20 protein-coding genes are annotated in these 21963 nt (G+C 69.9%); 11 read left to right on the top strand and 9 right to left on the bottom strand.

The genetic code is table 11. The features are described from left to right. Positions 1-258 precede the first annotated feature (258 nt). The 3 genes from BLV39_RS15580 to BLV39_RS15590 are packed head-to-tail and all read left to right on the top strand — an operon-like array spanning position 259 to position 3607. Positions 259-1827 (top strand): circularly permuted type 2 ATP-grasp protein, encoded by a 1569-nt coding sequence (locus BLV39_RS15580; protein WP_090792212.1) that lies wholly within the window; start codon positions 259-261, stop codon positions 1825-1827. Further along, on the top strand, positions 1821-2762 hold the full coding sequence (locus BLV39_RS15585; RefSeq protein WP_090792215.1) for an alpha-E domain-containing protein: 942 nt from the start codon (positions 1821-1823) through the stop codon (positions 2760-2762). Before BLV39_RS15580 ends, BLV39_RS15585 begins: the two co-directional genes overlap by 7 nt. Then, on the top strand, positions 2759-3607 hold the full coding sequence (locus tag BLV39_RS15590; protein ID WP_090792219.1) for a transglutaminase family protein: 849 nt from the start codon (positions 2759-2761) through the stop codon (positions 3605-3607). Before BLV39_RS15585 ends, BLV39_RS15590 begins: the two co-directional genes overlap by 4 nt. On the opposite strand, the gene BLV39_RS15595 is transcribed toward BLV39_RS15590, so the two are convergent. After that, positions 3604-4533, bottom strand: a complete 930-nt coding sequence (locus BLV39_RS15595) for a diacylglycerol/lipid kinase family protein (RefSeq protein WP_090792222.1) — start codon at positions 4531-4533, stop codon at positions 3604-3606. The genes BLV39_RS15590 and BLV39_RS15595 overlap by 4 nt on opposite strands. A gap of 208 nt (positions 4534-4741) precedes the next feature. On the opposite strand from BLV39_RS15595, the gene thrS reads away from it, so the two are divergent. Beyond that, a complete protein-coding gene (thrS, locus tag BLV39_RS15600) occupies positions 4742-5950 on the top strand; it encodes a threonine--tRNA ligase (RefSeq protein WP_090792225.1) in 1209 nt (402 codons plus the stop codon). Between the two features lie 37 nt (positions 5951-5987). Here the strand turns inward: thrS and nhaA are convergent, their stop codons facing one another. Further along, positions 5988-7289 (bottom strand): Na+/H+ antiporter NhaA, encoded by a 1302-nt coding sequence (gene nhaA / locus BLV39_RS15605; protein WP_090792227.1) that lies wholly within the window; start codon positions 7287-7289, stop codon positions 5988-5990. A 148-nt stretch (positions 7290-7437) separates the two neighbouring features. Here nhaA and BLV39_RS15610 point away from each other — a divergent pair, with 148 nt between their 5' ends. Next, entirely contained in the window at positions 7438-7884 is a 447-nt protein-coding gene (locus BLV39_RS15610; protein ID WP_090792230.1) for a hypothetical protein, read from the top strand. A 150-nt stretch (positions 7885-8034) separates the two neighbouring features. Here the strand turns inward: BLV39_RS15610 and BLV39_RS15615 are convergent, their stop codons facing one another. Continuing rightward, positions 8035-8481 (bottom strand): DoxX family protein, encoded by a 447-nt coding sequence (locus tag BLV39_RS15615; RefSeq protein WP_090792233.1) that lies wholly within the window; start codon positions 8479-8481, stop codon positions 8035-8037. 69 nt (positions 8482-8550) lie between these two features. Between BLV39_RS15615 and BLV39_RS15620 the strand changes: the two genes are divergently transcribed. Next, positions 8551-9129 carry a TetR/AcrR family transcriptional regulator gene (locus BLV39_RS15620; RefSeq protein ID WP_090792236.1) on the top strand — a complete coding sequence of 193 codons (579 nt, stop codon included), beginning with the start codon at positions 8551-8553 and terminating at the stop codon, positions 9127-9129. A gap of 18 nt (positions 9130-9147) precedes the next feature. On the opposite strand, the gene BLV39_RS15625 is transcribed toward BLV39_RS15620, so the two are convergent. Then, positions 9148-10587: a GuaB1 family IMP dehydrogenase-related protein gene (locus BLV39_RS15625; RefSeq protein WP_090792238.1), complete on the bottom strand. Its 1440-nt coding sequence runs from the start codon at positions 10585-10587 to the stop codon at positions 9148-9150. A gap of 32 nt (positions 10588-10619) precedes the next feature. Further along, on the bottom strand, positions 10620-12374 hold the full coding sequence (locus BLV39_RS15630; protein ID WP_090792240.1) for an acetyl/propionyl/methylcrotonyl-CoA carboxylase subunit alpha: 1755 nt from the start codon (positions 12372-12374) through the stop codon (positions 10620-10622). Positions 12375-12459: 85 nt separating this feature from the next. Between BLV39_RS15630 and BLV39_RS15635 the strand changes: the two genes are divergently transcribed. The 4 genes from BLV39_RS15635 (at position 12460) to BLV39_RS15650 (ending at position 16171) form a co-directional block, all read left to right on the top strand. Beyond that, on the top strand, positions 12460-13062 hold the full coding sequence (locus tag BLV39_RS15635; protein WP_090792243.1) for a PadR family transcriptional regulator: 603 nt from the start codon (positions 12460-12462) through the stop codon (positions 13060-13062). 62 nt (positions 13063-13124) lie between these two features. After that, positions 13125-14084, top strand: coding sequence for an ATP-binding cassette domain-containing protein (locus BLV39_RS15640; protein ID WP_090797355.1), 960 nt, complete (start codon positions 13125-13127; stop codon positions 14082-14084). A 5-nt stretch (positions 14085-14089) separates the two neighbouring features. Then, complete coding sequence (locus BLV39_RS15645; protein WP_090792245.1) at positions 14090-14854, top strand: ABC transporter permease; 765 nt, start codon at positions 14090-14092, stop codon at positions 14852-14854. A 117-nt stretch (positions 14855-14971) separates the two neighbouring features. Then, positions 14972-16171 (top strand): MFS transporter, encoded by a 1200-nt coding sequence (locus BLV39_RS15650; protein ID WP_090792248.1) that lies wholly within the window; start codon positions 14972-14974, stop codon positions 16169-16171. Here the strand turns inward: BLV39_RS15650 and BLV39_RS15655 are convergent. From BLV39_RS15655 to BLV39_RS15670, 4 genes are all read right to left on the bottom strand, one after another. Then, complete coding sequence (locus BLV39_RS15655) at positions 16115-16747, bottom strand: Maf family protein (RefSeq protein ID WP_090792252.1); 633 nt, start codon at positions 16745-16747, stop codon at positions 16115-16117. The genes BLV39_RS15650 and BLV39_RS15655 overlap by 57 nt on opposite strands. Positions 16748-16753: 6 nt before the next feature. Beyond that, the gene (locus tag BLV39_RS15660) at positions 16754-17806 is read right to left on the bottom strand and encodes a S8 family serine peptidase (protein WP_143049775.1); all 1053 of its coding nucleotides are present in this window, start codon (positions 17804-17806) and stop codon (positions 16754-16756) included. Positions 17807-19060: 1254 nt separating this feature from the next. After that, positions 19061-19483 (bottom strand): hypothetical protein, encoded by a 423-nt coding sequence (locus tag BLV39_RS15665; protein WP_090792259.1) that lies wholly within the window; start codon positions 19481-19483, stop codon positions 19061-19063. A gap of 87 nt (positions 19484-19570) precedes the next feature. Then, a complete protein-coding gene (locus BLV39_RS15670) occupies positions 19571-19774 on the bottom strand; it encodes an acyl-CoA carboxylase subunit epsilon (protein WP_090792265.1) in 204 nt (67 codons plus the stop codon). A gap of 83 nt (positions 19775-19857) precedes the next feature. Between BLV39_RS15670 and BLV39_RS15675 the strand changes: the two genes are divergently transcribed. Then, entirely contained in the window at positions 19858-21906 is a 2049-nt protein-coding gene (locus BLV39_RS15675; RefSeq protein ID WP_090792268.1) for a serine/threonine-protein kinase, read from the top strand. Positions 21907-21963 lie beyond the last annotated feature (57 nt).

A 21963-nucleotide genomic window follows, 5' to 3' on the forward strand; every position in this document is an offset into this window, starting at 1 on the left:
CCATCCCCGCCGGGCTCAGGATAGTTTCCGCAAAGCCCTGATGGGGGACACTTCGGCGGCGGCCCCCAACCGCTGTCCGGCATTCGACCCTACAGACGTCAAGGGGCTGGCGGCGTACCGTAGAAATGTGCGGTCCGGCACGTCGGGTCCCCCGTTCTCGGTGTGCCGGGCCGTCGCCTCTGGGCCGTCGGCAGGTCCCGTGCCGACGGCCCCCGCACGTGTTACGAGACCGCAACGAGTGCGGCGTAGCGTGCGCCCATGGCGGACCTGTTCGAGGACTATCGGCTGGGCCCGGGCTGGGACGAGATGTTCGCGGCGGCGGGCATGCCGCGGGAGACCTACGAGACCCTGCACGCCACTCTTCAGCCACTTTCCAGCGCGGACCTCGGCGTCCGGGCCGACGTGCTGGCGCGGGCCTTCCTCGACCAGGGCATCACCTTCGCACTCAAGGGCATCGAACGGCCGTTCCCGCTCGACATCGTGCCGCGGATCATCGCCGCCGGGGAGTGGGCGGTGGTCGAGGCCGGTGTCGCGCAACGGATCCGGGCGCTGGAGGCCTTTCTCGCCGATGTGTACGGAGCCGGCGAAGTGCTCGCGGCCGGTGTGGTGCCACGTTCGGTGGTGGTGACCAGCGCTCACTTCCATCGCGAGGCAGCCGGGATCGTCCCGCACAACGGCGTCCGCGTGCACGTCGCCGGAGTCGACCTCGTCCGTGACGAAGCGGGCACCTTCCGGGTGCTCGAGGACAACGTGCGGGTGCCGTCCGGGGTCAGCTACGTCATGGAGAACCGGCGGGCGATGAGCCACGTGCTGCCCGAGGTGTTCGCCTCGACCCGGATCCGCCCGGTCGAGTCGTACCCCAGCCAGCTCCTGCGCGCCCTGCGGGCCGCCGCCCCGGGCGGGGCGACCGGCGAGCCGACTGTGGTGGTGCTCACCCCGGGCGTCCACAACTCGGCCTACTTCGAGCACGCGCTGCTCGCCCGCGAGATGGGTGTCGAACTCGTCGAAGGGCGGGACCTGATCTGTGCGGGCAACCGCGTCGCCATGCGGACCACCGCCGGCGAGCAGCGGGTCGACGTGATCTACCGGCGGATCGACGACGAGTTCCTCGACCCGGTGCAGTTCCGGACCGACTCGATCCTCGGCGTGGCCGGGCTGCTCAACGCCGCGCGGGCCGGGCAGGTGACGATCGCCAACGCGGTCGGCAACGGGGTCGCCGACGACAAGCTGCTCTACACGTACGTCCCGGACCTGATCCGCTTCTATCTCGGCGAGGATCCGGTGTTGCCCAACGTCGAGACCTACCGGCTGGCCGACCGCGACGTGCTGGCACACGTCCTGGACCGGCTGGACACCCTGGTGGTCAAGCCGGTCGACGGCTCGGGCGGTGCCGGCATCGTGATCGGCTCGCAGGCCACCGACGCCGAGTTGGCCGAGGTGCGGGCCCGGCTGACCCGCGACCCGCGCGGCTGGATCGCACAGCGCGAGGTGAAACTGTCGATGGTGCCCACGCTGATCGGCAACCGGCTCCGACCGCGGCACGTCGACCTGCGGCCGTTCGCCGTCAACGACGGCACCCAGATCTCCGTGCTGCCCGGCGGGCTCACCCGGGTAGCGCTGCCGGAGGGCGCGCTGGTCGTCAACTCGAGCCAGGGCGGCGGCTCGAAGGACACCTGGGTGCTGGCCGCACCGCTGGGGCCGGCCGAGCCGGTGCCGGTGCGCCGGCCCGCGCCGCAGGCCGACCCGGCGCCACGCCCGGACCCCGGCCCGGGTGTCACGTCGGCGCAGGAACAGCAACAGCAGCAGCAGGGTGGTGCGTCATGCTGAGCCGGATCGCCGAGTCGCTCTACTGGATCGGCCGCTACGTGGAGCGGGCCGAGGACACGGCCCGCATCCTCGACGTGCACCTGCACCAGATGCTCGCCGACCCGTGGGTGGCCGAGGATGCCGCCTGCCGCGCGCTGCTCTCGGTGATGGGCACGCCCAGCGACGACGTCACCCCGTTGTCCGCCGCCCGGGTCGTCACGTTGCTCGGACTCGACATCGCCAACCCGAGCTCGGTGGTCGGCGCGCTGGCCGCCGCGCGGGAGAACGCCCGCGGTGCCCGCGAGACGGTGTCGTCGGAGATGTGGGAGTGCCTCAACGCCACCTGGCTCGGCCTGCCGGACGCCCAGGCGCGGGTCGAGCAGCAGGGCGTGCACGCGTTCTTCGGCTGGGTGCGGGAACGTTGCGCGGTCCTGGCCGGCCTGGCCGACGCCACGATGAGCCGCGACGAGGGCTGGCATTTCCTGGTGTTGGGGCGCAGCGTCGAACGCGTCGACATGTCGGCCCGGCTGCTGTCCACCCACGCCCGGGCCGGCGGTTCGATCCCGTCGTGGCTCACCCTGCTGCGCTCGTGCGGCGCCTGGGAGACGTTCCTGCGCACGTACCGTGGCTCCCTGGACGACCGGCACGCGGCGGAGTTCCTGCTGCTCGACCGGCTCTTCCCGCGCTCGGTGTTCGCGGCGCTGTCGATCGCCGAGTCGTGCCTGTCCGAGCTGGCACCGGGGCCGGGGCGGGCCGGCGTCGCGACCGACGCCCAACGGATCCTCGGCCGCTCCCGCACCAACCTCGAGTTCCGGGGCGCCGACGAGTTGCTCGACGACCTGGCCGGCGTCCTCGACGGGCTGGAACGCACGTGCTCACAGGTCAACGAAGCGGTGTCGCGACGCTACTTCCGGCAGACCTCCGCGGTGACCTGGGTTTCGGAGGCGGTCGCGTGAACAGTTGGCGGCTGGAGATCTCACACGAGACCGGGTTCAGCTACGACGGGCGGGTCGGCGCGTCCTACAACGAGGCCCGGATGACCCCCCGGGACGAGCCGCACCAAGCGGTGCTCGACGCGCGGGTCACGGTGCGGCCGGCCGCCAGCACCCATCGGTACGTCGACTACTGGGGCACCGTCGTGACGGTGTTCGACGTGCACACCCCGCACGAGCGACTGGCGGTGACCGCCTCGGCGACGGTGGAGACGCTGCCGCCGGGCGACCTGCTGGCCAACGCGTCCTGGGCCGACCTCGCCGAGCCGGACACCGTCGACCGCTGGCACGAGCTGCTGCTGCCGACCCCGCGTACCGCGCTCGACGAGGAGCTGACGGCGCTGGCCGAGGGGCTCCGCGGTGATCATCGCACCCCGCACGCCGCCGCCCTCGCGGCCTGTGAACAGGTCCGCGCCGAGGTCGCCTACGTGACTGGTTCGACCGGAGTGCAGACCGACGCCGTGCAGGCCTGGCGCCAGCGCAGCGGGGTCTGCCAGGACCTCAGCCATCTGAGCGTCGGGCTGCTACGGGCGATGGGCGTGCCGGCGCGGTACGTCTCCGGCTACCTGCATCCGACGCCGGACGCGCCGGTCGGCGAGACCGTGGTCGGCCAGAGCCACGCCTGGGTCGAGTGGTGGGCCGGCCGGTGGGTCGGGTTCGACCCGACCAATGGCGTGCCGATCGGCGAGCGCCACGTCAGCGTCGGGCGCGGCCGGGAGTACGGCGACGTGCCGCCGCTCAAGGGCGTCTACGCCGGCCCGCCGAACACCGGCCAGGGCGTCGAGGTCAAGATCACCCGGCGGCGTTAGCGGTCGATCGCATCCAGCGCCGCCATCACCCGCAACGCGTTGGGCGCCAAGCCGATCCGCAGCGGTGTGTAGCCCCGCGGCTCGCCGTCGACCTCGACCGGCACCGGCCGGTCAGTCTCCAGCCAGATCTCGTCGGTGGCCAGGAACGGCTCCTCGCCGTGGGACCGCAGATGGCCGGTCGCCGCGTTGCGCGCCGTCTCCCGCAACAGCCGCACCCGGTTGGCGTCGCCGACGGGGTACGCCACCAGCAGCCGATCGTCGGCGTCGGAATCCGCGGTGATCGGGCGGCCGGCGTGGAACCCGCCGTTGGCGACGTAGAGCTGGTGCGTCACGTACTCGTGCGAGCGCCCGTCCGCCCGCACGGTGACCCGCATCGGCCGGTGCCGGGTCAGCAGTGCCAGCGCGGTCGCCGGATAGGCGAACCGGCCGACCACCTTCTTCAACCGGGGCGGTGCGGTCGCGAAGATCTCCGCGGACATACCCACACCGACGTGGTTGGCGAACGGCATCTCGCCCGCCAGCCCGAGGTCGACGTCGATCACCTTGCCGCCGGTCAGGATCGCCACCGACGCGTCCAGGTCGAGCGGGATGCCGAGCGTACGGGCGAAGTTGTTGGTCGTGCCGAGCGGCAGCAGCCCGAGCGCGACGTCCCGGTGCGCCAGATGCCGGGCGGCGGCGCCGATCGTGCCGTCGCCGCCACCGACGATCAGCACGTCGGGGCCGAGCTCGGTGGCCGACTCGAGGCTGCCGCGCAGTTCGCGGGGGTCCTCGACGGGGAACCGGCCGAGCAGGTCGAAACCGGCCGCCTCGATGCGGCGCAGCACCTCCGGATAGAGCCGCCGGCCGCGGCGGGAGTGGGCGTTGACCAGCAGCACGGCCCGGCGTCCCTCGCGGATCGCCGCGGTCAGCTCCGGCTTCGTACGCATGGAAAGTCCTCGGGGTCTTATTGGAGTGCGGCCGGGGCGGCGTCCTCGCTAGCCTGGCGGCATGGTTGGGCCTGCACGCACGACGACGCCGGGATGTCCCGGCGTGCTGCGCTGACCCTACCGTCATCGATCCAGCCCCGGGCGACTCCGCTCGGGGCTTTCCGCTGCTCGCCGATGGGGTCGCCGCCCTATCTGTCAGGAGCAGACAATGATCGACCATCGCAAGCTCGGGCGTGAGCTCGGGATCTTCCACTCGGACCCGCGGTCCGGTGCGGGCCTGCCGATCTGGCTGCCCGCCGGCGCCACCGCCCGGCACGCCGTCGAGGAATACCTGCGTGACCTGGAACGGTGCAACGGATACCAGCATGTCTACTCACCACCGTTGGGCCGGCGCGAGCTGTTCGAGCTGTCCGGGCACCTGGACCACTTCGAGGACGACATGTTCCCGCCGATGCGCGTCTCCGAGGACGACGAGCTCTTACTGCGGCCGGCGCTGTGTCCACATCACTGTCTGGTCTATCTCGCGCGCGGGCGTTCGTACCGTGAGCTGCCGTTGCGGGTCGCCGAGATCGGTGGCATGTACCGCAGCGAGCGGTCGGGGGTGCTGGGCGGCCTGAGCCGGGTACGCGCGATCCATCTCAACGACTCACACATCTTCTGCGCTCTGGCCGACGTGGGTGCCGAGGTGGCGTCGGTGCTCCGCCTGGTCGACGTGGCCCATGCCGCGCTCGGCGTGCGGGTCAGCGGCCTGCGGTTGGCGCTGCGCGGGCCGGGGGAGAAGTACGTGGGCTCGGACTCGTCGTGGGACCTGGCCGAGTCCCTGCTGCGGGAGGCGCTCGGCGACCGGTCCTATGTCGAGGCACCCGGCGAGGCGGCGTTCTACGGTCCGAAGATCGACATCCAGGTGGCGGACGCGGCCGGGCGGGAATGGACCCTGTCGACCGTGCAGCTCGACTTCGACAAGCCGGCCCGGTTCGACCTGTCTTATGTGGACGCCGGCGGTGCTCGGGAACGTCCGGTACTCATCCACCGCAGCCTGGTCGGCAGTATGGAGCGGCTCTTCGGCTACCTGATCGAGGCGCACGAGGGCGCGTTCCCGGTCTGGTACGCGCCACTGCAACTGCGGGTGCTGCCGGTGTCGGCCGACGCCGCCGCGGCGGCTTCGTCCTTCGCGGCCGCCGCCGTCGAGGCCGGGCTGCGCGCCGACGTCGCGGTCGAGGGCGGTTCGCTGGGCGCCCGCGTACGCGATGCCGCCGCGCTGCGGGTCCCGTACGTGGCGGTGATCGGCGCACGGGAGGCTTTGTCGGGCGAGGTGGCCCTGCGCGAGCGCGGCGGCCGCGAGCTCCCGCCGATGCCGGCAGCCGACGCGCTGCGCCTGATCACCGCCGCCGTAACCGAAGGAAGGGGCCCTTGTTAACGCTTTCCGCATAGGAAGGGTCCCTTGTTAACGCCGGTCAGTCCCCGCGCTGGTAGACGTCGGGGATGCCGTCGGCGTCGTCGTCGCGGCGTTCTTCCTCGACGAGTTCGCGGTAGTGGCGGTTGCGCGCCCGCAGCAGGACGGTCGCCGCCGCCGCGGCGAGCACCGAGCCGACCAGGATGCCGAGTTTGGCGTCGGCATCCCGGTCGGTGCCGGCGCCGAAGGCGAGCTCGCCGATCAGCAACGAGACGGTGAAGCCGACCCCGGCCAGCATGGCCAGCCCGAGCACGTCCCACCAGGAGAGCCCTTTCGCGAGCTCGGCCCGGGTGAAGCGCTGCACGAGCCAGGTCGACCCGAGCACCCCGATCGTCTTGCCGGCGACCAGACCCGCGACGACGCCGATGGTGACGGGTGCCCAGAGCTCGGCGTCGGCCACGGTGACACCGGCGGCGAAGAAGGCGAACAGCGGGACGGCGATGCCCGCCGACACCGGGCGCCACCGGTGCTCGAAGTGCTCGGCCAGGCCGGGTCCGTCGTCACCCGGCTCGCGGCGGCGCACGGGCACGGTGAAGGCGAGCAGCACACCGGCGACGGTCGCGTGCACGCCGGACGCGTGCACCAGCGCCCAGGCGGTGAGGGCGAGGGGAAGCAGCAGCCACCAGGAACGTACGCGGCGCTGCACCAGGACCCCGAAAGCCGCGACGGGCAGCAACGCCAGCAACAGCGGCAGCAGGTGCAGGGCGCTGGTGTAGAACACGGCGATGATCGTGATGGCCAGCAGGTCGTCGACCACGGCCAAGGTGAGCAGGAAGGTACGTAACGCGGCCGGCAGGTGAGTGTTGATCAGCCCGAGCACGGCGAGCGCGAAGGCGATGTCGGTGGCGGTCGGTATCGCCCAACCGCTCGGCGCGCCGTCGGCCATGGTGGCGTTGACCGCGACGTAGATGACCGCCGGCACGATCATCCCACCGACCGCGGCCGCCACCGGCAGAGCGGCCCGGCGCGGATCACGCAGGTCACCGGCGACGAACTCGCGCTTGAGCTCGAGCCCCGCGACGAAGAAGAAGATCGCCAACAGCCCGTCGGCGGCCCATTGCGCCACGGACAGGTCAAGGTGCAGCGCAGCCGGCCCGAAGCTGGCGTCGGAGATCGTCTCGTAAGCGCTGGACCAGGGCGAGTTGGCCCAAACAAGGGCGACCACCGCGGCGCCGACGAGCAACAGACCGCCAGCGGTCTCGGTGCGCAGAATCTCGGCGATGCGGGTGGTCTCGACCAAGCTGCCGCGGCCGAAGAGCTTGTTCTTGTCGGCCACGGGCGGCACCTCCGGGACGGACGACATCGGCCGCCGACCAGTCTTCCCGGCACACCCTGAAAACCCACTCTACCGGCGGGTTCGCTCCGTACAGGGCACGGCAACGATTGCCCCATCCGGCGTGACAAGATCGGCAACGCATTTCCCCCGACACGCATGGGACTGGACGGACGCGATGTCGAATCAGCTAGCGCACTCTCTCCTCGCCACGCTGCACGCCTGCCACTTCGAGGTGGAGGATCACGCCATCTGGCTGGGGATGGCCTACGACTTCGGTGGCGAGAGCCAGCAACGCACCTATCTCGAGACGAGCCGGGTCGATGACGAACTCCGCGCGGAGATCCGAAGCACGCTGGAGGTGGATCACGGCTCGGGAGTGGACCAGGCCTTCAGCATCCGGCTGCTGCTCTACTTCGATCCGGCCAACGCGCGGGTCGAGTCGTTCATCGAAGCGCACCTCGGCGTGGCTATCGGTGACTACCAGCCCGGGACGCACGTCCTCTATCAACATCGGACCGAGAACCTCGATCCCGAGGGCGCGCTCCGCGCGGCTCGGGAGCACGTGCAGGCCCTGGTCGAGATCGACGACTACCCGGAGACGCTCGGCCTGAGTCGGCGTTGAACCGAGTTGCCCCGGCCCTGAGCTGCGGGTAGGTAGTTCGAACCGGCGAAGCCAGCCCGGTCAGCTCCACCGGCTTTGCTCTGCACCCATATACGCACCACCCCCGTCGCGAGGTTGGTGCGTATATGGGTGCAGAGCAAGGGGAGATCATCAAGCGGCGAACGCAACGGCGGCCGCCAGGCCGACCCAGAGCAGCTGGAGGGCTGTGCGGGGTCCGATCGGCGGGACCGGGCGACCACCCAGGGACAGCTTGCGCCGGGCCGCCGAGACGTTGGCCGGGAACATCGCGATCATCAGCAGGGCCAGGGCCCCCGCGGCCAGTCGGGCGGTCGCCGGGATCAGCAGGCCGATCGCGCCGGCGAGTTCCAACACGCCCGTCGCGGTGACCAGCAGGTCGGGACGGGGCAGCCGGGGCGGGACCATCGCGATCATGTCGGCCCGCATCCGAGGCGCGAAGTGGGCCAGGCCGGTGACCACGAACATGAGGGCGAGTCCGACCCGCAGCGCGGGCTGCCACCCGTCGAGGGCGTCAACTCCGGCGAGGCCGGTGAGGCGGGCGAGGACGAAACCGACGACGAGGAAAACGAGAGGCATCATGGCGGCGCTCCAATCTTGTCGGTGTCAAGTTAGCAGCGAAACTTGTCAGTGGCAAGTTAGAGTGGACCTATGAGAGACACGCGGCCGTATCACCACGGCGATCTACGACGGACCCTGCTGGCCGCGGCGGCTGAGGCGATCACCGAGAGCGGGCCGGCCGCGCTGAGCCTGCGTGACCTGGCTCGGCGGGCCGGTGTTTCGCACGCCGCGCCGGCACACCATTTCGGCGACAAGGCGGGGCTGCTCACCGCGCTCGCGGCCGAGGGCTTCGGGCTGCTCGCCGACGAGCTCGACAGCACCCGTGCGGCCGGCGGCGGCGTGTTGGACGCGGGCGTGGGCTACGTGCGGTTCGCCGTCGGGCACCGCGCGCACTTCTCCGTGATGTTCCAGCCCGAGCTGCTCAACGACACCGACCCGGAGCTGCGGGCGGCGAAGGACCGAGCCTCGGATGCGCTGGCCGACGCCGTCGCGAGCGTCCAGGAGCCGCAGCGGCGCGGCGCCGACACCCGGATCGCCGGCCTGTCCGCCTGGTCGATCGTGCACGGCTTCGCGACCCTGTGGGTCAGCGGGGCGCTGCCGGAGGACCTGGGCACCGACCCGGAGGCGGCGGCCCGCCAGGTGATCCGCCCACTGTTCGCGCCCGGCTAGGCACGACGGAAGAGGCCGCTACCAGCTCGTCGGCAGGGGCTTGCCCTCGGCGTAGCCGGCCGTTGACTGGACGCCGACGACCGCTCGCTCGTGGAACTCGGGGATCGAGGCCGCACCGGCGTACGTGAACGCGCTCCGCACACCCGCCACGATCTCGTCGATCAGGTCCTCGACGCCGGGCCGTTGCGGGTCCAGGTACATCCGGGCCGAGGAGATGCCCTCCTCGAACACCGCCTTGCGGGCCCGGTCGAACGGGCTGTCGTCGGCCGTGCGGGCGCTGACCGCGCGGGCCGACGCCATGCCGAAGCTCTCCTTGTAGCGCCGCCCGTCCGGGTCGGTGTAGAGGTCTCCGGGCGACTCGTAGGTGCCCGCGAACCACGACCCGATCATCACGTTGGCGGCGCCCGCGGCCAGCGCCAGCGCCACGTCACGAGGATGGCGTACGCCGCCGTCGGCCCAGACGTGTCGGCCCAGTGAACGGGCCGCGGTCGCGCAGTCGAGCACCGCCGAGAACTGCGGCCGGCCGACCCCGGTCATCATCCGGGTGGTGCACATCGCGCCCGGTCCGACGCCGACCTTGATGATGTCGGCGCCCGCGTCGACCAGGTCCCGCACGCCCGCCGCGGTCACCACGTTTCCGGCGACGATCGGGACGCCCGGGTCCAGCGCGCGGACAGATCGCAACGCGGTCAGCATCCGCTCCTGGTGCCCGTGTGCCGTGTCCACCACCAGCGTGTCGACCCCGGCCTCCAGCAGCGCCGCCGCCTTGCCGGCCACGTCGCCGTTGATGCCGATCGCGGCCGCGATCCGCAGGCGGCCCTTGGCGTCGAGCGCCGGTCGGTAGAGGGTTGCGCGCAGCGCCGCGGCCCGCGTCAGCACTCCGACCAGGCGTCCCTCGACGTCGACCACCGGTGCGATCCGGCGCCGGTTGGCGTGGAGGGCGTCGAAACCGCGTCGCGGGTCGGCCTCGGCCGGCACGGTCAGCAGTTCGGTGGACATCACGTGCCGCACCTGCGCGAAGCGATCGACTCCGATCAGGTCGGCCTCGGTGACCACGCCGACCGGCCGCTGCTCGTCGTCGACCACCACGACCGCGCCATGTGCCCGCTTGGGCAGCAGGTGGATGGCGTCACCGACGGTGTCGGTCGGGCCGAGCGTGATCGCGGTGTCGTGCACCAGGTGCCGCCGCTTGACCCAGGCCACCACGTCGGCGATCACGTCGATCGGGATGTCCTGCGGAATCACCACCATGCCGCCGCGCCGTGACACCGTCTCGGCCATCCGGCGGCCGGCGACCGCGGTCATGTTGGCCACCACGAGCGGAATCGTGGTGCCGCTGCCGTCGGTCGTCGACAGATCGACGTCGAGCCGGGACACCAGCTCCGACCGGTTGGGCGTCATGAAGACGTCGCTGTACGTCAGGTCGTGGCTGGGCACGTTGCCGTCGAGAAATCTCACCCGAACATCTTTCCTGCTGGTACGTGGGGTCGCTAAGCGATCGTGCAGATCGGGGCGCCGGCGGTCACCGTCGCGCCGACCGTCGCCTCGAGCCCCGACACCGTACCCGCCTTGTGCGCATTGATCGGCTGCTCCATCTTCATCGCCTCGAGCACCACGATCAGGTCGCCCTCGGCCACCTCGTCACCGTCAGCGACCGCGACCTTGACGATCGTGCCCTGCATCGGAGAGTTCAGGCTGTCGCCACCGGCCGCGCCGGCGCCGCTGCGGGTCGCCGCCCGCCGACCCGAGCGCACATTTGGAGCGCTGCCCGAGTTGGCGGTCGTACCCTGGGAAAAGCCCGCGGGAAGGGTGATTTCGAGCCGCTTTCCGCCCACCTCGACCACGACGGTCTCGCGTTCCGCCTCCGGCCTAGCCGCCTCGGCGGCGCCGTATGGCTCCACGGTGTTGGACCATTCGGTCTCGATCCACCGCGTGTGCACGCGGAACGGCTCCTCGGTGAACGCGGAATCGCGCACCACCAGGCGATGGAACGGCAGCGCGGTGGCCATCCCGTCGACCACCATCTCGTCGAGCGCGCGCCGGGCCCGTTCGAGCGCCTCGGTGCGGGTCTCGCCGGTGACGATGACCTTGGCGAGCAGTGAGTCGAAGTTGCCGCCGATGACGTCACCCTCGGTGATGCCCGCGTCGACCCGGACGCCCGGGCCGCTCGGCAGCCGCAGCTTGCTCACCACGCCCGGGGCGGGCAGGAAGTTGCGGCCCGGGTCCTCGCCGTTGATCCGGAACTCGAACGAATGGCCGCGCGGGGTCGGGTCCTCGGTGTGTCGCAGCGGCTCGCCGGCCGCGATCCGGAACTGCTCGCGGACCAGGTCGATGCCGGAGGTCTCCTCGGACACCGGGTGCTCGACCTGGAGGCGGGTGTTGACCTCGAGGAACGAGATCGTGCCGTCGGCGCCGACGAGGTATTCCACGGTGCCGGCACCCTCGTACGCGGCCTCGCGGCAGATCGCCTTGGCACTCTCGTGGATCTGCTTGCGCTGGTCGTCGGTCAGGAACGGCGCGGGCGCCTCCTCGACCAGCTTCTGGTGGCGACGCTGAAGAGAGCAGTCCCGGGTGCCGACGACGACCACGTTGCCGTGCCGGTCGGCGAGCACCTGCGCCTCGACGTGCCGGGGGTGGTCCAGGTAGCGCTCGACGAAGCACTCGCCCCGGCCGAACGCCGCGACGGCCTCGCGCGTGGCGCTCTCGAACAGCGCCGGGATCTCCTCGATCGTGCGGGCGACCTTGAGGCCTCTTCCTCCGCCGCCGAAGGCTGCCTTGATCGCTACCGGGAGGCCGTTCTTGTTGGCGAAGTCGACGATCTCGTCGGGGCCCTTGACCGGGTCGGGGGTGCCGGGGACGAGCGGGGCGCCGGCGCGCTGGGCGATGTGCCGCGCGGTGACCTTGTCACCAAGGTCGCGGATCGCCTGCGGGGAGGGGCCGATCCAGGTCAGGCCCGCTTCGGTCACCGCGGTCGCGAAATCCGCGTTTTCCGACAAGAAGCCATAGCCGGGGTGTACGGCGTCCGCGCCGGCTTGTTTCGCTATGTCGATCAGCTTGTCGATGCGCAGGTAGGTGTCCGCGGCCGTCTCGCCGTTGAGTGCGTAGGCCTCGTCTGCGAGCACCGCGTGCGGAGCTTCCCGGTCGGAGTCGGCGTAGACGGCCACGCTGCCCAGCCCGGCGTCCCGGCAGGCGCGGATGACCCGCACCGCGATCTCCCCGCGGTTGGCGATCAGAACCTTGCGCATATTCGGGAGTGTATCGGCGCGGATGATCAACTTACCTAAGAGTAGCTGTGGGATGTGCAACGCTTGTCACGTGTCGGCAACCCGGATGATGATCCTCGGCGCGGTGCGCTTGATGCAGCCCGTTCACGGCTACGACGTGCGGCGTGAGCTGCTGAGTTGGGGTGCCGACCGCTGGGCGAACGTACAACCTGGATCGATCTATCACGGCCTGCGCAAGCTGACCGAGGAAGAGATGCTGCGCGAGGTCGGCACCGACCAGGTCGGCGGGCGACCGGCCCGCACGTCGTACGAGATCACGGCGAAGGGCTCGGCTGAGTTCGAGACGCTGTTGCGAGATTTGTGGTGGAACGCGGCGCCGCCGACCGACCCCTTCTTCGCGGCCCTCTCCTTCCTTCCTTCTCTGCCGCGTTCCGAGGCCTCGTCCGCGTTGCGGCACCGGGCGACCATGCTGCGGGCGACGGTCGACGGCATGAAGGCCTCGCTGGAGTCCCGGTGGATCAGTGAGCTCAAGCCGACGCACGTCGCGTGGATGTTCGAGCTCAGCATCGCGCGGATGGCGGGAGAGATCGACTGGTGTGAGCGCATCGCCGACTTGATCGACTCAGGAGTGTCATACACCCCCGATACCCTCCGTGAGTCTCCCGAGTTCGCTGAATATCTCGAAAGGTCAAGCAATACTCAACGTTGACCAGTCGAGTTATATCGCGTTAGAGTCCCGGGTGACATCAGTCGATCCGGGGGTGCTTCGTGATCATCGAGACCAGCGGGCTGCGGAAGTCGTTCCGCTCCCGCCAGGGCAGAGAGAAGAAAACGGTCGAGGCCGTGCGCGGCGTCGACCTACGCGTCGACGAGGGCGAGATCTTCGGGTTCCTCGGCCCCAACGGCGCCGGCAAGACCACCACGCTGCGCATGCTCGCCACGCTGATCGTCCCCGACGGCGGCGCGGCCACGGTCGCGGGCGTCGACCTCATGCGCGACCCGGGCGAGGTGCGCCGTCGCATCGGCTACGTCGCACAGGGCGGCAGCACGTGGGACGACTCGACGGCGCGTGAGGAGCTGGTGCTCCAGGCGCGGCTCTACGGCATCGGGAAATCGGTGGCTCTGGAGCGTGCCGCTCGTGCGTTGGACGCCTTCCAGCTATCCGAATACGCGGACCGCAAGTGCAAGACCTACTCGGGCGGCCAGCGGCGCCGGGTCGACATCGCGTTGGGCATCATCCACGAGCCGCGCGTCGTCTTCCTCGACGAGCCGACCACCGGCCTCGACCCGCAGAGCCGGGCACACATGTGGGACGAGATCCGCCGGCTGCGCACCGAGGGCATGACGGTCTTCATCACCACCCACTACCTCGAAGAGGCCGACGCGCTCTGCGACCGCATCGCGATCATGGACAACGGCGAGGTGGTCGCCGAGGGCACTCCGGCCGCGCTCAAGCGCGAGATCTCCCACGACGTGATCACCATCGGGCTCAACGGAGCGACCGCCGAGGCCGCCACGCTGCTCGACTCGGTCGCGTTCGTGTCCCGGCTGGAAAAGCTCGACACCGGCGACGGCCTGCGGCTCTTCGTCGACGACGGTGCCACCGCCATGCCGCAGGTGCTGCGCGAGCTGGAGCGCAACGGCGTCACCCTCAAGTCGATCGAGCTGCATCGTCCGAGCCTCGACGACGTCTTCCTGACCAAGACCGGCCGTTCGCTGCGGGAGAAGTGATTCTCATGAAATTCTTCCGAGACACTTGGCTGATCTTCGCGCGGCAGATGCAACTGCTGCTCCGCAACCCGGTGTGGGTGTTCGTCGGCGTCTTCCAACCGGTGATGTACCTATTGCTTTTCGCCCCCTTGTTGAAGCCGGCGCTGTCCCCGCTCGGCGTGACCAGCGACGCCGAGGCCTACCAGGTGTTCGTGCCGGGTCTGTTGGTCCTGCTGGCGATCTTCGGTGGGCTGTTCCAGGGCTTCGGCCTGATCGCCGAGCTACGGGCGGGCGTGATCGAGCGGTCCCGGGTGACCCCGGTCAGCCGCTTCGCGCTGCTGCTCGGCCGGTCGCTGCGCGACGTGGTGTCGCTGATCGCCCAGGCCGGCATCATCACGATCCTGGCGCTCTTCTTCGACCTGCGGGTGTTCATCGGCGACCTGCTGCTGGCCTACCTGATGCTGGCACTGATCGCGCTGATGACCTCGTCGGTCTCCTACGGCGTGGCGCTCGCGGTCAAGAGCGAAGACGCCCTGGCGCCGCTGATGAACACGGTCGCCCAGCCGGTGCTGCTGCTATCGGGCATCCTGCTACCCCTGCAGTTCGCACCGGGCTGGCTCGAAGACGTCGCCAAGTGGAACCCCTTCTCCTGGGCGGTCGACGGCACCCGCGCCCTGTTCGCGGGAGACATCGGCAACGACCGCGTCTGGCAGGGCCTGTTGATCGTCTCGGTCCTGACCGTGCTGTCGGTCTGGTGGGCCGCGCGCGAGTTCGCCCGCAGCGTCCGCTGAGTTTCTGGGGGGTGCCCGCGGACCACGGGGTCGCGGGCACCCTTCTCGGGTTGAGACGTAGGCCACCCCCGATTTCCGGCGATCTGTGAGAGCGCATTCTCCGCGTAACGTGAGGCCGTGCCGCGTCTCGTCCACGACCGCCTGACCCTCCTGCTCTATGCGCAGCTAGGCGTCTGGGGCTTTTTCCTCTATGGCTTCGGCCCGGTCGTGCCGCTGCTCCGCGACGAGCAGGGGGTCAGCGCCGCGCTGGCCAGCCTGCACGGCACGGGCCTCGCGGTCGGCGTCCTGATCGCGGGCTTCGTCTTCTCGCCGTTGTCCCGCCGAATCGGCCGCGGCCCCACCATCTGGACGGGCCTCGTGGGCGTGGCCTTGGTGATCGGCGTCCTGTGGCTGGCCCGCCCACTGCCCCTGACGATCGGGGCCGCCGTGCTGGCCTCGATCTTCGGCTCGTTCATCGTCAACGGCGTCAACGCCGCGCTCTCGGACCACCAGGGCGCCGCCGCACCAGCGGCCCTGAGCGAGGCGAACGCGGCCGCCGCCTTCACCGGCGTCGTGTCACCGCTGGTGGTGGGCGCCTTCGTCGCGGCGGGCCTGGGCTGGCGCCCGGCCCTGTCGCTGGTGGTCCTACTCATCCTGGGCGTCCTGCTGCTAACGGCGTTCTGGCGGGTGCCGATCCCGGTGCGCCCTAGCGTCACGTCGTCCGCCCCTGTCGCCGGGCGCCTGCCCCGGCCGTACTGGATCACCCTGATCCTGCTCGCCGCCACCTCGTCGATCGAGGTCTGCTTCTCGCTGTGGGCGGTCGACGTACTTCGCACCCACGCCGGCATGAGCTCGGGCCCGGCCGCGGCCGGCTTCGCCGCGGTTCTGGCCGGCATGTTCGCGGGCCGCCTGGCCGCGGGCCGGATAGCACTGCACGTGCCGACGATCCGCCTGCTGTTGCTGTCGCTGGGCGTCACCCTGGCGGGCTTCGCGCTGTTCTGGGTGGGAACCGCGCCCTGGCTGGCGGTATTCGGCCTGTTCGTGGTGGGCCTGGGCATAGCGGTCCAGTACCCGCTGGTGATCTCGCTGGCCCTGGCCGCGGCCCCAGGCCAGGCCGACCGAGCGGCGGGCCTGACGAGCTACCCGGTAGCCCTGGGCTTCGGCGTAGCCCCGGTTCTCCTGGGCGCGCTGGCCGACCGCTCAGGAACCCACGAGGCGTTCCTGGTACTGCCGGCCTTCATAGCGGCCGCGGTGGTCCTGACGGTGTGGCTGGCCAGGTCGCTAGCTCTTCCAAAGGTCGGTGAGCCGCACACCGAGATCGTCGAGCAGGTGGCGTAGCAGCGGAAGCGAAAGCCCCACGACATTCCCGTGGTCACCCTCGATGCGCTCGACAAACGGCCCACCAAGCCCGTCGATGGTGAACGCCCCGGCCACGTGGAGCGGCTCGCCGGTCCCGACGTAAGCGGCGATCTCCTCGTCAGTGAGCTCAGCAAACTCGACCTTGGTAGACCCAACGGCGCCGACGGTCACCCCAGCGAGATCGATCAGGTAGTGCCCGGTGTGCAACACACCGGTCCGCCCCCGCATGCTCTGCCAACGCCGAACCGCGTCATCGGCATCGGTCGGCTTCCCGAGCACCTGCCCGTCGAACTCAAGGACGGAGTCGCACCCAAGCACCAGAAGCCGCCCACCAGGGCTGACCACGATGCCCTCGGCCCCGAGCCGCCTCGCGACCTCGGTCGCCTTGAGTCTCGCAAGGGTCAGGCAGAGCTCCTCCGCAGTCGGCTCCTGTACTGCCGATTCGTCGACCCCGCTGACCACCACTTCCACGTCAATCCCAGCCGAGTTGAGCAAAGCCCGCCGGGCTGGGCTCGCCGACGCCAACACCAAGGTTGTAGATCCAGCCGTCCGCACGGGGAGCTACGGTACCGGTCGCCTTCCCACGCGATGCCGACGGGCAAGCACGATGAGTATGAAGACACCGATAACAACCCCAGCCCCAACCAAAGCCGCAATCCAGATGGCCGACCCGTCCGCTCGATGGCCATCGACGGGCGGCAGCGCGTCGCCCGCGGAGCTGGGCGTGGCGGCGGAAGCCGAGGGGGAGAGCGGCGGAACGTCAGCGGTAAGCGCGGCCACGATGTTGAGCACGCCGAAGCCGTACTCATCATCCCGCCCAGGGGAGCCCCTGTCGGTTGCGGTCGCGGTTAGTCGGTGCACCACCTCCTCTGCCGGAAGCTCCGGAAAGCGGCTTCGCACCAACGCGACAGCCCCAGAAACGATGGCAGCGGCATCCGATGTCCCGTCGGCGCGTTGGTACTGGTCGCGACGACTTGTTGAGTGAATGTCGACACCCGGCGCGGTCAGCACGACCCCTTGCCCTGTGACGGATATGTCCGCTATGGACCCACTCTTGTCGACCGCGCCGACGGCGAGAACCCCGGGATACATCGCAGGAAATTCCACGCCCCTAGACGGACGGTTTCCCACTGCTGCTACGACGACGATATCTTCCTCGATCGCTCTTTCGACCGCCTCGCGGAGGCTGGACGAAGGGCCTCCGCTGTACGAGAGATTGATGACCTCAACGTGTCGAGTGGTTGCCCATTCGATGCCGGCCGCCGCGACATCGGGACTTACCGGTTCCCCAGAAGAACTGATGGTCACAGGAACTATTTGGGATCTCGGTGCGATGCCGAGCGCCCCGTCCGGGCCTCGACCGTGCGCGGCAATCAATCCGGCCATTGCGGTGCCGTGCCCGTCGCTGTCAGTCCTCCCATCGCCAGTGGGCGATCTTGGATCAACAACCGCGCCAGGGCGCAGGTTGTTGTCTAAATCGCGGTGAGGGTCAACGCCTGTGTCAACGATGGCCACCTCGACGCCATCGCCTTTGGAGACTTGTTGGGCCGCCTCGACGTTGAGGAAGCGAAGGTGCCATTGGCTACTGCGCACTGTGTCCGCGTCTTGGCGCATGCCAAAGACCACGGTAGTCAGCAGCGCTGCGAGGCTTATCGCTCTGTAGTAAGGCGTCAATGGTCTATACCGATCGCCGGACCGGGGTCGTGCGTCGATATGGCGGTCGATGGTGCGATGACCGGTGGCACCCCTACGGCCATGATCCACGATTCCTGGAGAACGGACTGAGTGGAGGGGTTATCCGCCGCGTGCCTTCGTGATGGGTGACCAGAGACCGCTCCGGGACTGCCGGCGGATGAATTGGGCGGTGGTGCGCTGATGACGCCACCCGTGGGATTGATGATCGGTCCGGATCTTGCACCGGACTGTCCTGGCGTAGTCGGCGGGCCGATGATCCCACCGGTCGGCATGGCCGGCGTTACATGGCCGACGACAGCGGCGGCAACAGCACCTGTAGAGCGCCCGGAAGTTCCAAGACCAACGGCGTTCGATCGACGCGACTCAACCTCGTTGCTCGAACGTTTGGGGAGCCCCTCCGCCGTTAGCGATCTTGGAAGGATCGAAGTCGGGCCGCCGGCTGGCGCCGCAGGTGCGGGATAAGGCGTGGCCCGGAAGCCACCTGACGATCCGTCTAGGGCGGGGCTCGGAGGAGTAGGCGCAGCGATCATCGCTCGGATCGTTGGCTTGTTTCCCCGTGATCCATAAATGGTAGTTGGATCGTCGCGGTGTCCCACGGGTGCGTAGGGCGCGGGACGTTGAAGTCGGGTCTGAGCCTCGACCAAGGCGCTGCTGAGACCCGACATTGCTAAACGAGCGCGGAGATTGATCCGTTCTAGGTCGGCGCTGGTTGCCGGCGGAGGGCCGATGGTAGTGCCAGGAAGTTGGCTGGCTCGTTCGGTTTGGGCCAGATTTTCGTAGGTCCTCAGAGCTTGAAGCTTTGCCTGGTACTCGGCGTGGATCTTCTCCATGTCGCTGCGGGTGGCTTGTACGGCTGCCGTGGCAGTGGACACGGTGCTGTAGTTGGCCGCGGCTACTTGATGGGTGCCGCGCACGTGCTCGATCAGATAGTCCAGACGGGAGATGAATGCCTGCGAGGCCTTGCTCCGCTCTGGCGGCCAAGCCTCCGCGAGACCATCTCGGTACCGCTGGAGTCGGCCAAGGTGGGTGGCGGTCAGCTCCGCCATTCTTCGTAGGCCGGACACGTGGCGCCAATGGGCGTCGGTTTGTTGCGGTTCGATCATTCGCCACATCGACGGGGTGTCGTGCGCCTGCCAGTTCGTTGTCGACTCGCGCTGTGGGATGCCGTCGTTGTCACGCATCTGGGGGTCTCCACCCAGCCTCGGGCGTGGCGGCGGACGTCGCGTTCAAAGCCTCTTTGACGTCGCTCACCCGTGCGGTGGCGAATGCGTCCGCGTCTCGGTACTGGGCACTGACGGTTCCTGCCGCGGTTGCGAACGCCCCGGTGGCTTCGCGGTAGAAATAGATCAGGTCGGCGGTGTCCAGGGCCGAGGCCTGGTGCGCGTCCACAAATGACGCTAGCTCGGGGAAGTCGGTGTAGACCTCAGGTAGGTCAACTGACATGTCGTCATAAATGCGGGCGACGTGGGGCGTGAAGTTGTCGCGGACCTCGGCGTCTAGCTTCGCGGCGAACTCTTCCATTCGCCCTATGTCCGCCTCGATCGTGGCGTAGTCGCGGAGCCAGGCCGGTGGGAGGTCCTCGTTGGACAGAGCCACACGCCACCCCTCCTCGTGGTCACCGAGTCGTTGCTGACCGTGAGGCTAGCGCCGCTGCGCCAAAGGGCGCAGCCCTGATTGTGCGATTTAGTGGGGCAAGCCTGAGGCTCGCCAGGCGCCTGGGCCGGCAGCCAGAAAACCAGGGCGGGCTGATCGGGTCCAATGTGATGAAACGGGCGTCGGGACCGCAGTGGCCGGGCGGAGGCGGACGGACAGCACGCCGACCAGCGCGGCCAGCTCTTCGGCTGTTGGCGCTCCGCGGGTGACCTTGAACAGGGGTTCCTCCGACATCCCACCAGCGTACGGCCGGTGTACGTCACACGAGTAACTGCCGCCCGTGTGGCTGTCGGGGGGCACAGGTACGGTTTTGGGTGATGTCGATGACTCAGCCCCAGCTCGTCGCCGACCGGTATCGGCTTCTCGAACCGCTCGGTCAAGGCGGCATGGGCCGGGTTTGGCGGGCCCTCGACGAGGTGTTGCACCGCGAGGTGGCGATCAAGGAACTTGTCCCGCCGCCGGGGCTCACCGACGACGAGCGTCGGGAGATGCGCGAGCGGTCGTTGCGCGAGGCCCGCGCGATCGCCCGGCTCAACCACATCAACGTGGTACGTATCTTCGACGTCCTGCGCACCGACGGTGATCCGTGGATCGTCATGGAATACGTGGCGTCCCGGTCGCTCCAGGACGTGATCGCCAACGACGGGCCGCTTCCGGTTGTTCGGGTCGCGGAGATCGGGCTCGGCATGCTGGCCGCCCTCCGCACCGCGCACCGGGCCGGGGTCGTGCACCGCGACGTCAAGCCCGCCAACGTGTTACTGGCCGACGACGGCCGGGTCGTGCTCACCGACTGGGGGTTGGCCACCATTCCGGGTGACCCCACGGTCACCCGCACGGGGCTGGTGCTGGGCTCTCCTGCTTACATCGCGCCCGAGCGGGCCCGCGACGGCACCTCCGGTCCCCGCACCGACATGTGGTCGTTCGGCGCCACGCTCTACGCCGCGGTCGAAGGGCAGTCGCCGTTCGCCCGGCCGTCCGCGCTGGCCACCCTGGCCGCTCTCGCCACCGAGCCCCCGGCACCTGCCCGCCGGGCCGGCGCGCTCCGGCCCGTCCTCAGTGGACTGTTGCGCAAGGAAGCCGCCGACCGGATCGACCCCGACGAGGCCGACCGACTATTGCGCCGCGCGTCCGGCCGCAAGAACGTCGCGCGTCGCCCGCTTCTGGACGGGGTACGCCGGACCACCGCGCTCCGCGACCGCCAAGGCTTCCCACCCCTCCCCGCCGCCCCCGCCTCGCCGGCCGGCCCGGCCCCGGTAAGCCCAGCCGCTCCCCAGAGCCCAGCGCCGCCGCAGAGCCAAGCGGCGTCGCAAAGCCCGGCCGCACCGGCGAACCCGACACCGCGCCAGCGCACCCCGCACAACCCGCCCGGCGCCGGCGTCTGGCCGATCTCGCCCGCCGCTCCCACCGCCGCACCGACCAGCCCGGCGGCACCCGTCCCACCCGACGCCGACGCCGTGGGCGCCGCCTCGGCCCCGGCACCGACCTCGCCCGCCCCGCCGGCGGACGAAACCCGCCCGGTCGTCGTCCCGGGCGGCCCGACCGCCCGCCCGATCTCACCGGCGGCGCGCCCGGTCTCGCCCAGCGGCCCCACCGCCCGCCCGGTCTCCCCGGCCGGCCGCGCCTCGGTCCCGCCGCCACCACCCGTCAACCAGGGCCGGATCCACCAGGGCGGCGCCAACCCTCCACGCCGGACAGACCGGCGGACCAGGTCCCTCGCCGTCGTGGCCGCGGGGCTCGCAGCCGTCGTACTCCTGATGGCCGTCGTCCTGCTCCTCCTCCGCGACGATCCGGACAGTAAGAAGGCCGCGAACCCGCCCGGCCCCAACCAGGCCCAGCCGGCGACCACCGACGCGGCCACAAAGCCGGCGCCGACGACCAAGCCACCGGCGCCGACCGCGACCCCGACGCCGCAGGGCTTCACGCTCCCGGCCGGTTGGCGGATGCGCGACAACGGCAGCGGGTTCCAGGTGCCTGTGCCGGAAGGCTGGACGTACCGCAACGACGGCGGCGGCCGCGCCCGCTGGACCGAGCCCAACGGCAACCGGTTCCTGCTGATCGACCAGACCCGCAACCCGAAGCCCAACCCGCGCCAGGACTGGCTCAACAACGAGGCGGCGCGGAAGAGCGGCTACGGGAACTACCAGCGGGTTCAGATCAAGACCGTCAAGTACTGGCGTGCGGCGGCCGACTGGGAGTTCATCTACACCACCGACAGCGGCAACAGGCAGCACGTGCTCAACCGCGGCTTCGTCACCGCACGCGATCAGGCCTACTCGATCTACTGGAGTACGCCCGACAGCCAGTGGGCGGCCAGCAAGCCGATGCTCGACATCATCATCGAAGGATTCAAGCCGGCCCGGCGATAAAAGCCGGATTGCCTCCGGTCCCGTTGGGTAATGACACCCGCGGAACGGAAGGAGGTG

The sequence above is a fragment of the Asanoa ishikariensis genome (assembly GCF_900107455.1).
GTDB lineage: Bacteria > Actinomycetota > Actinomycetes > Mycobacteriales > Micromonosporaceae > Asanoa > Asanoa ishikariensis.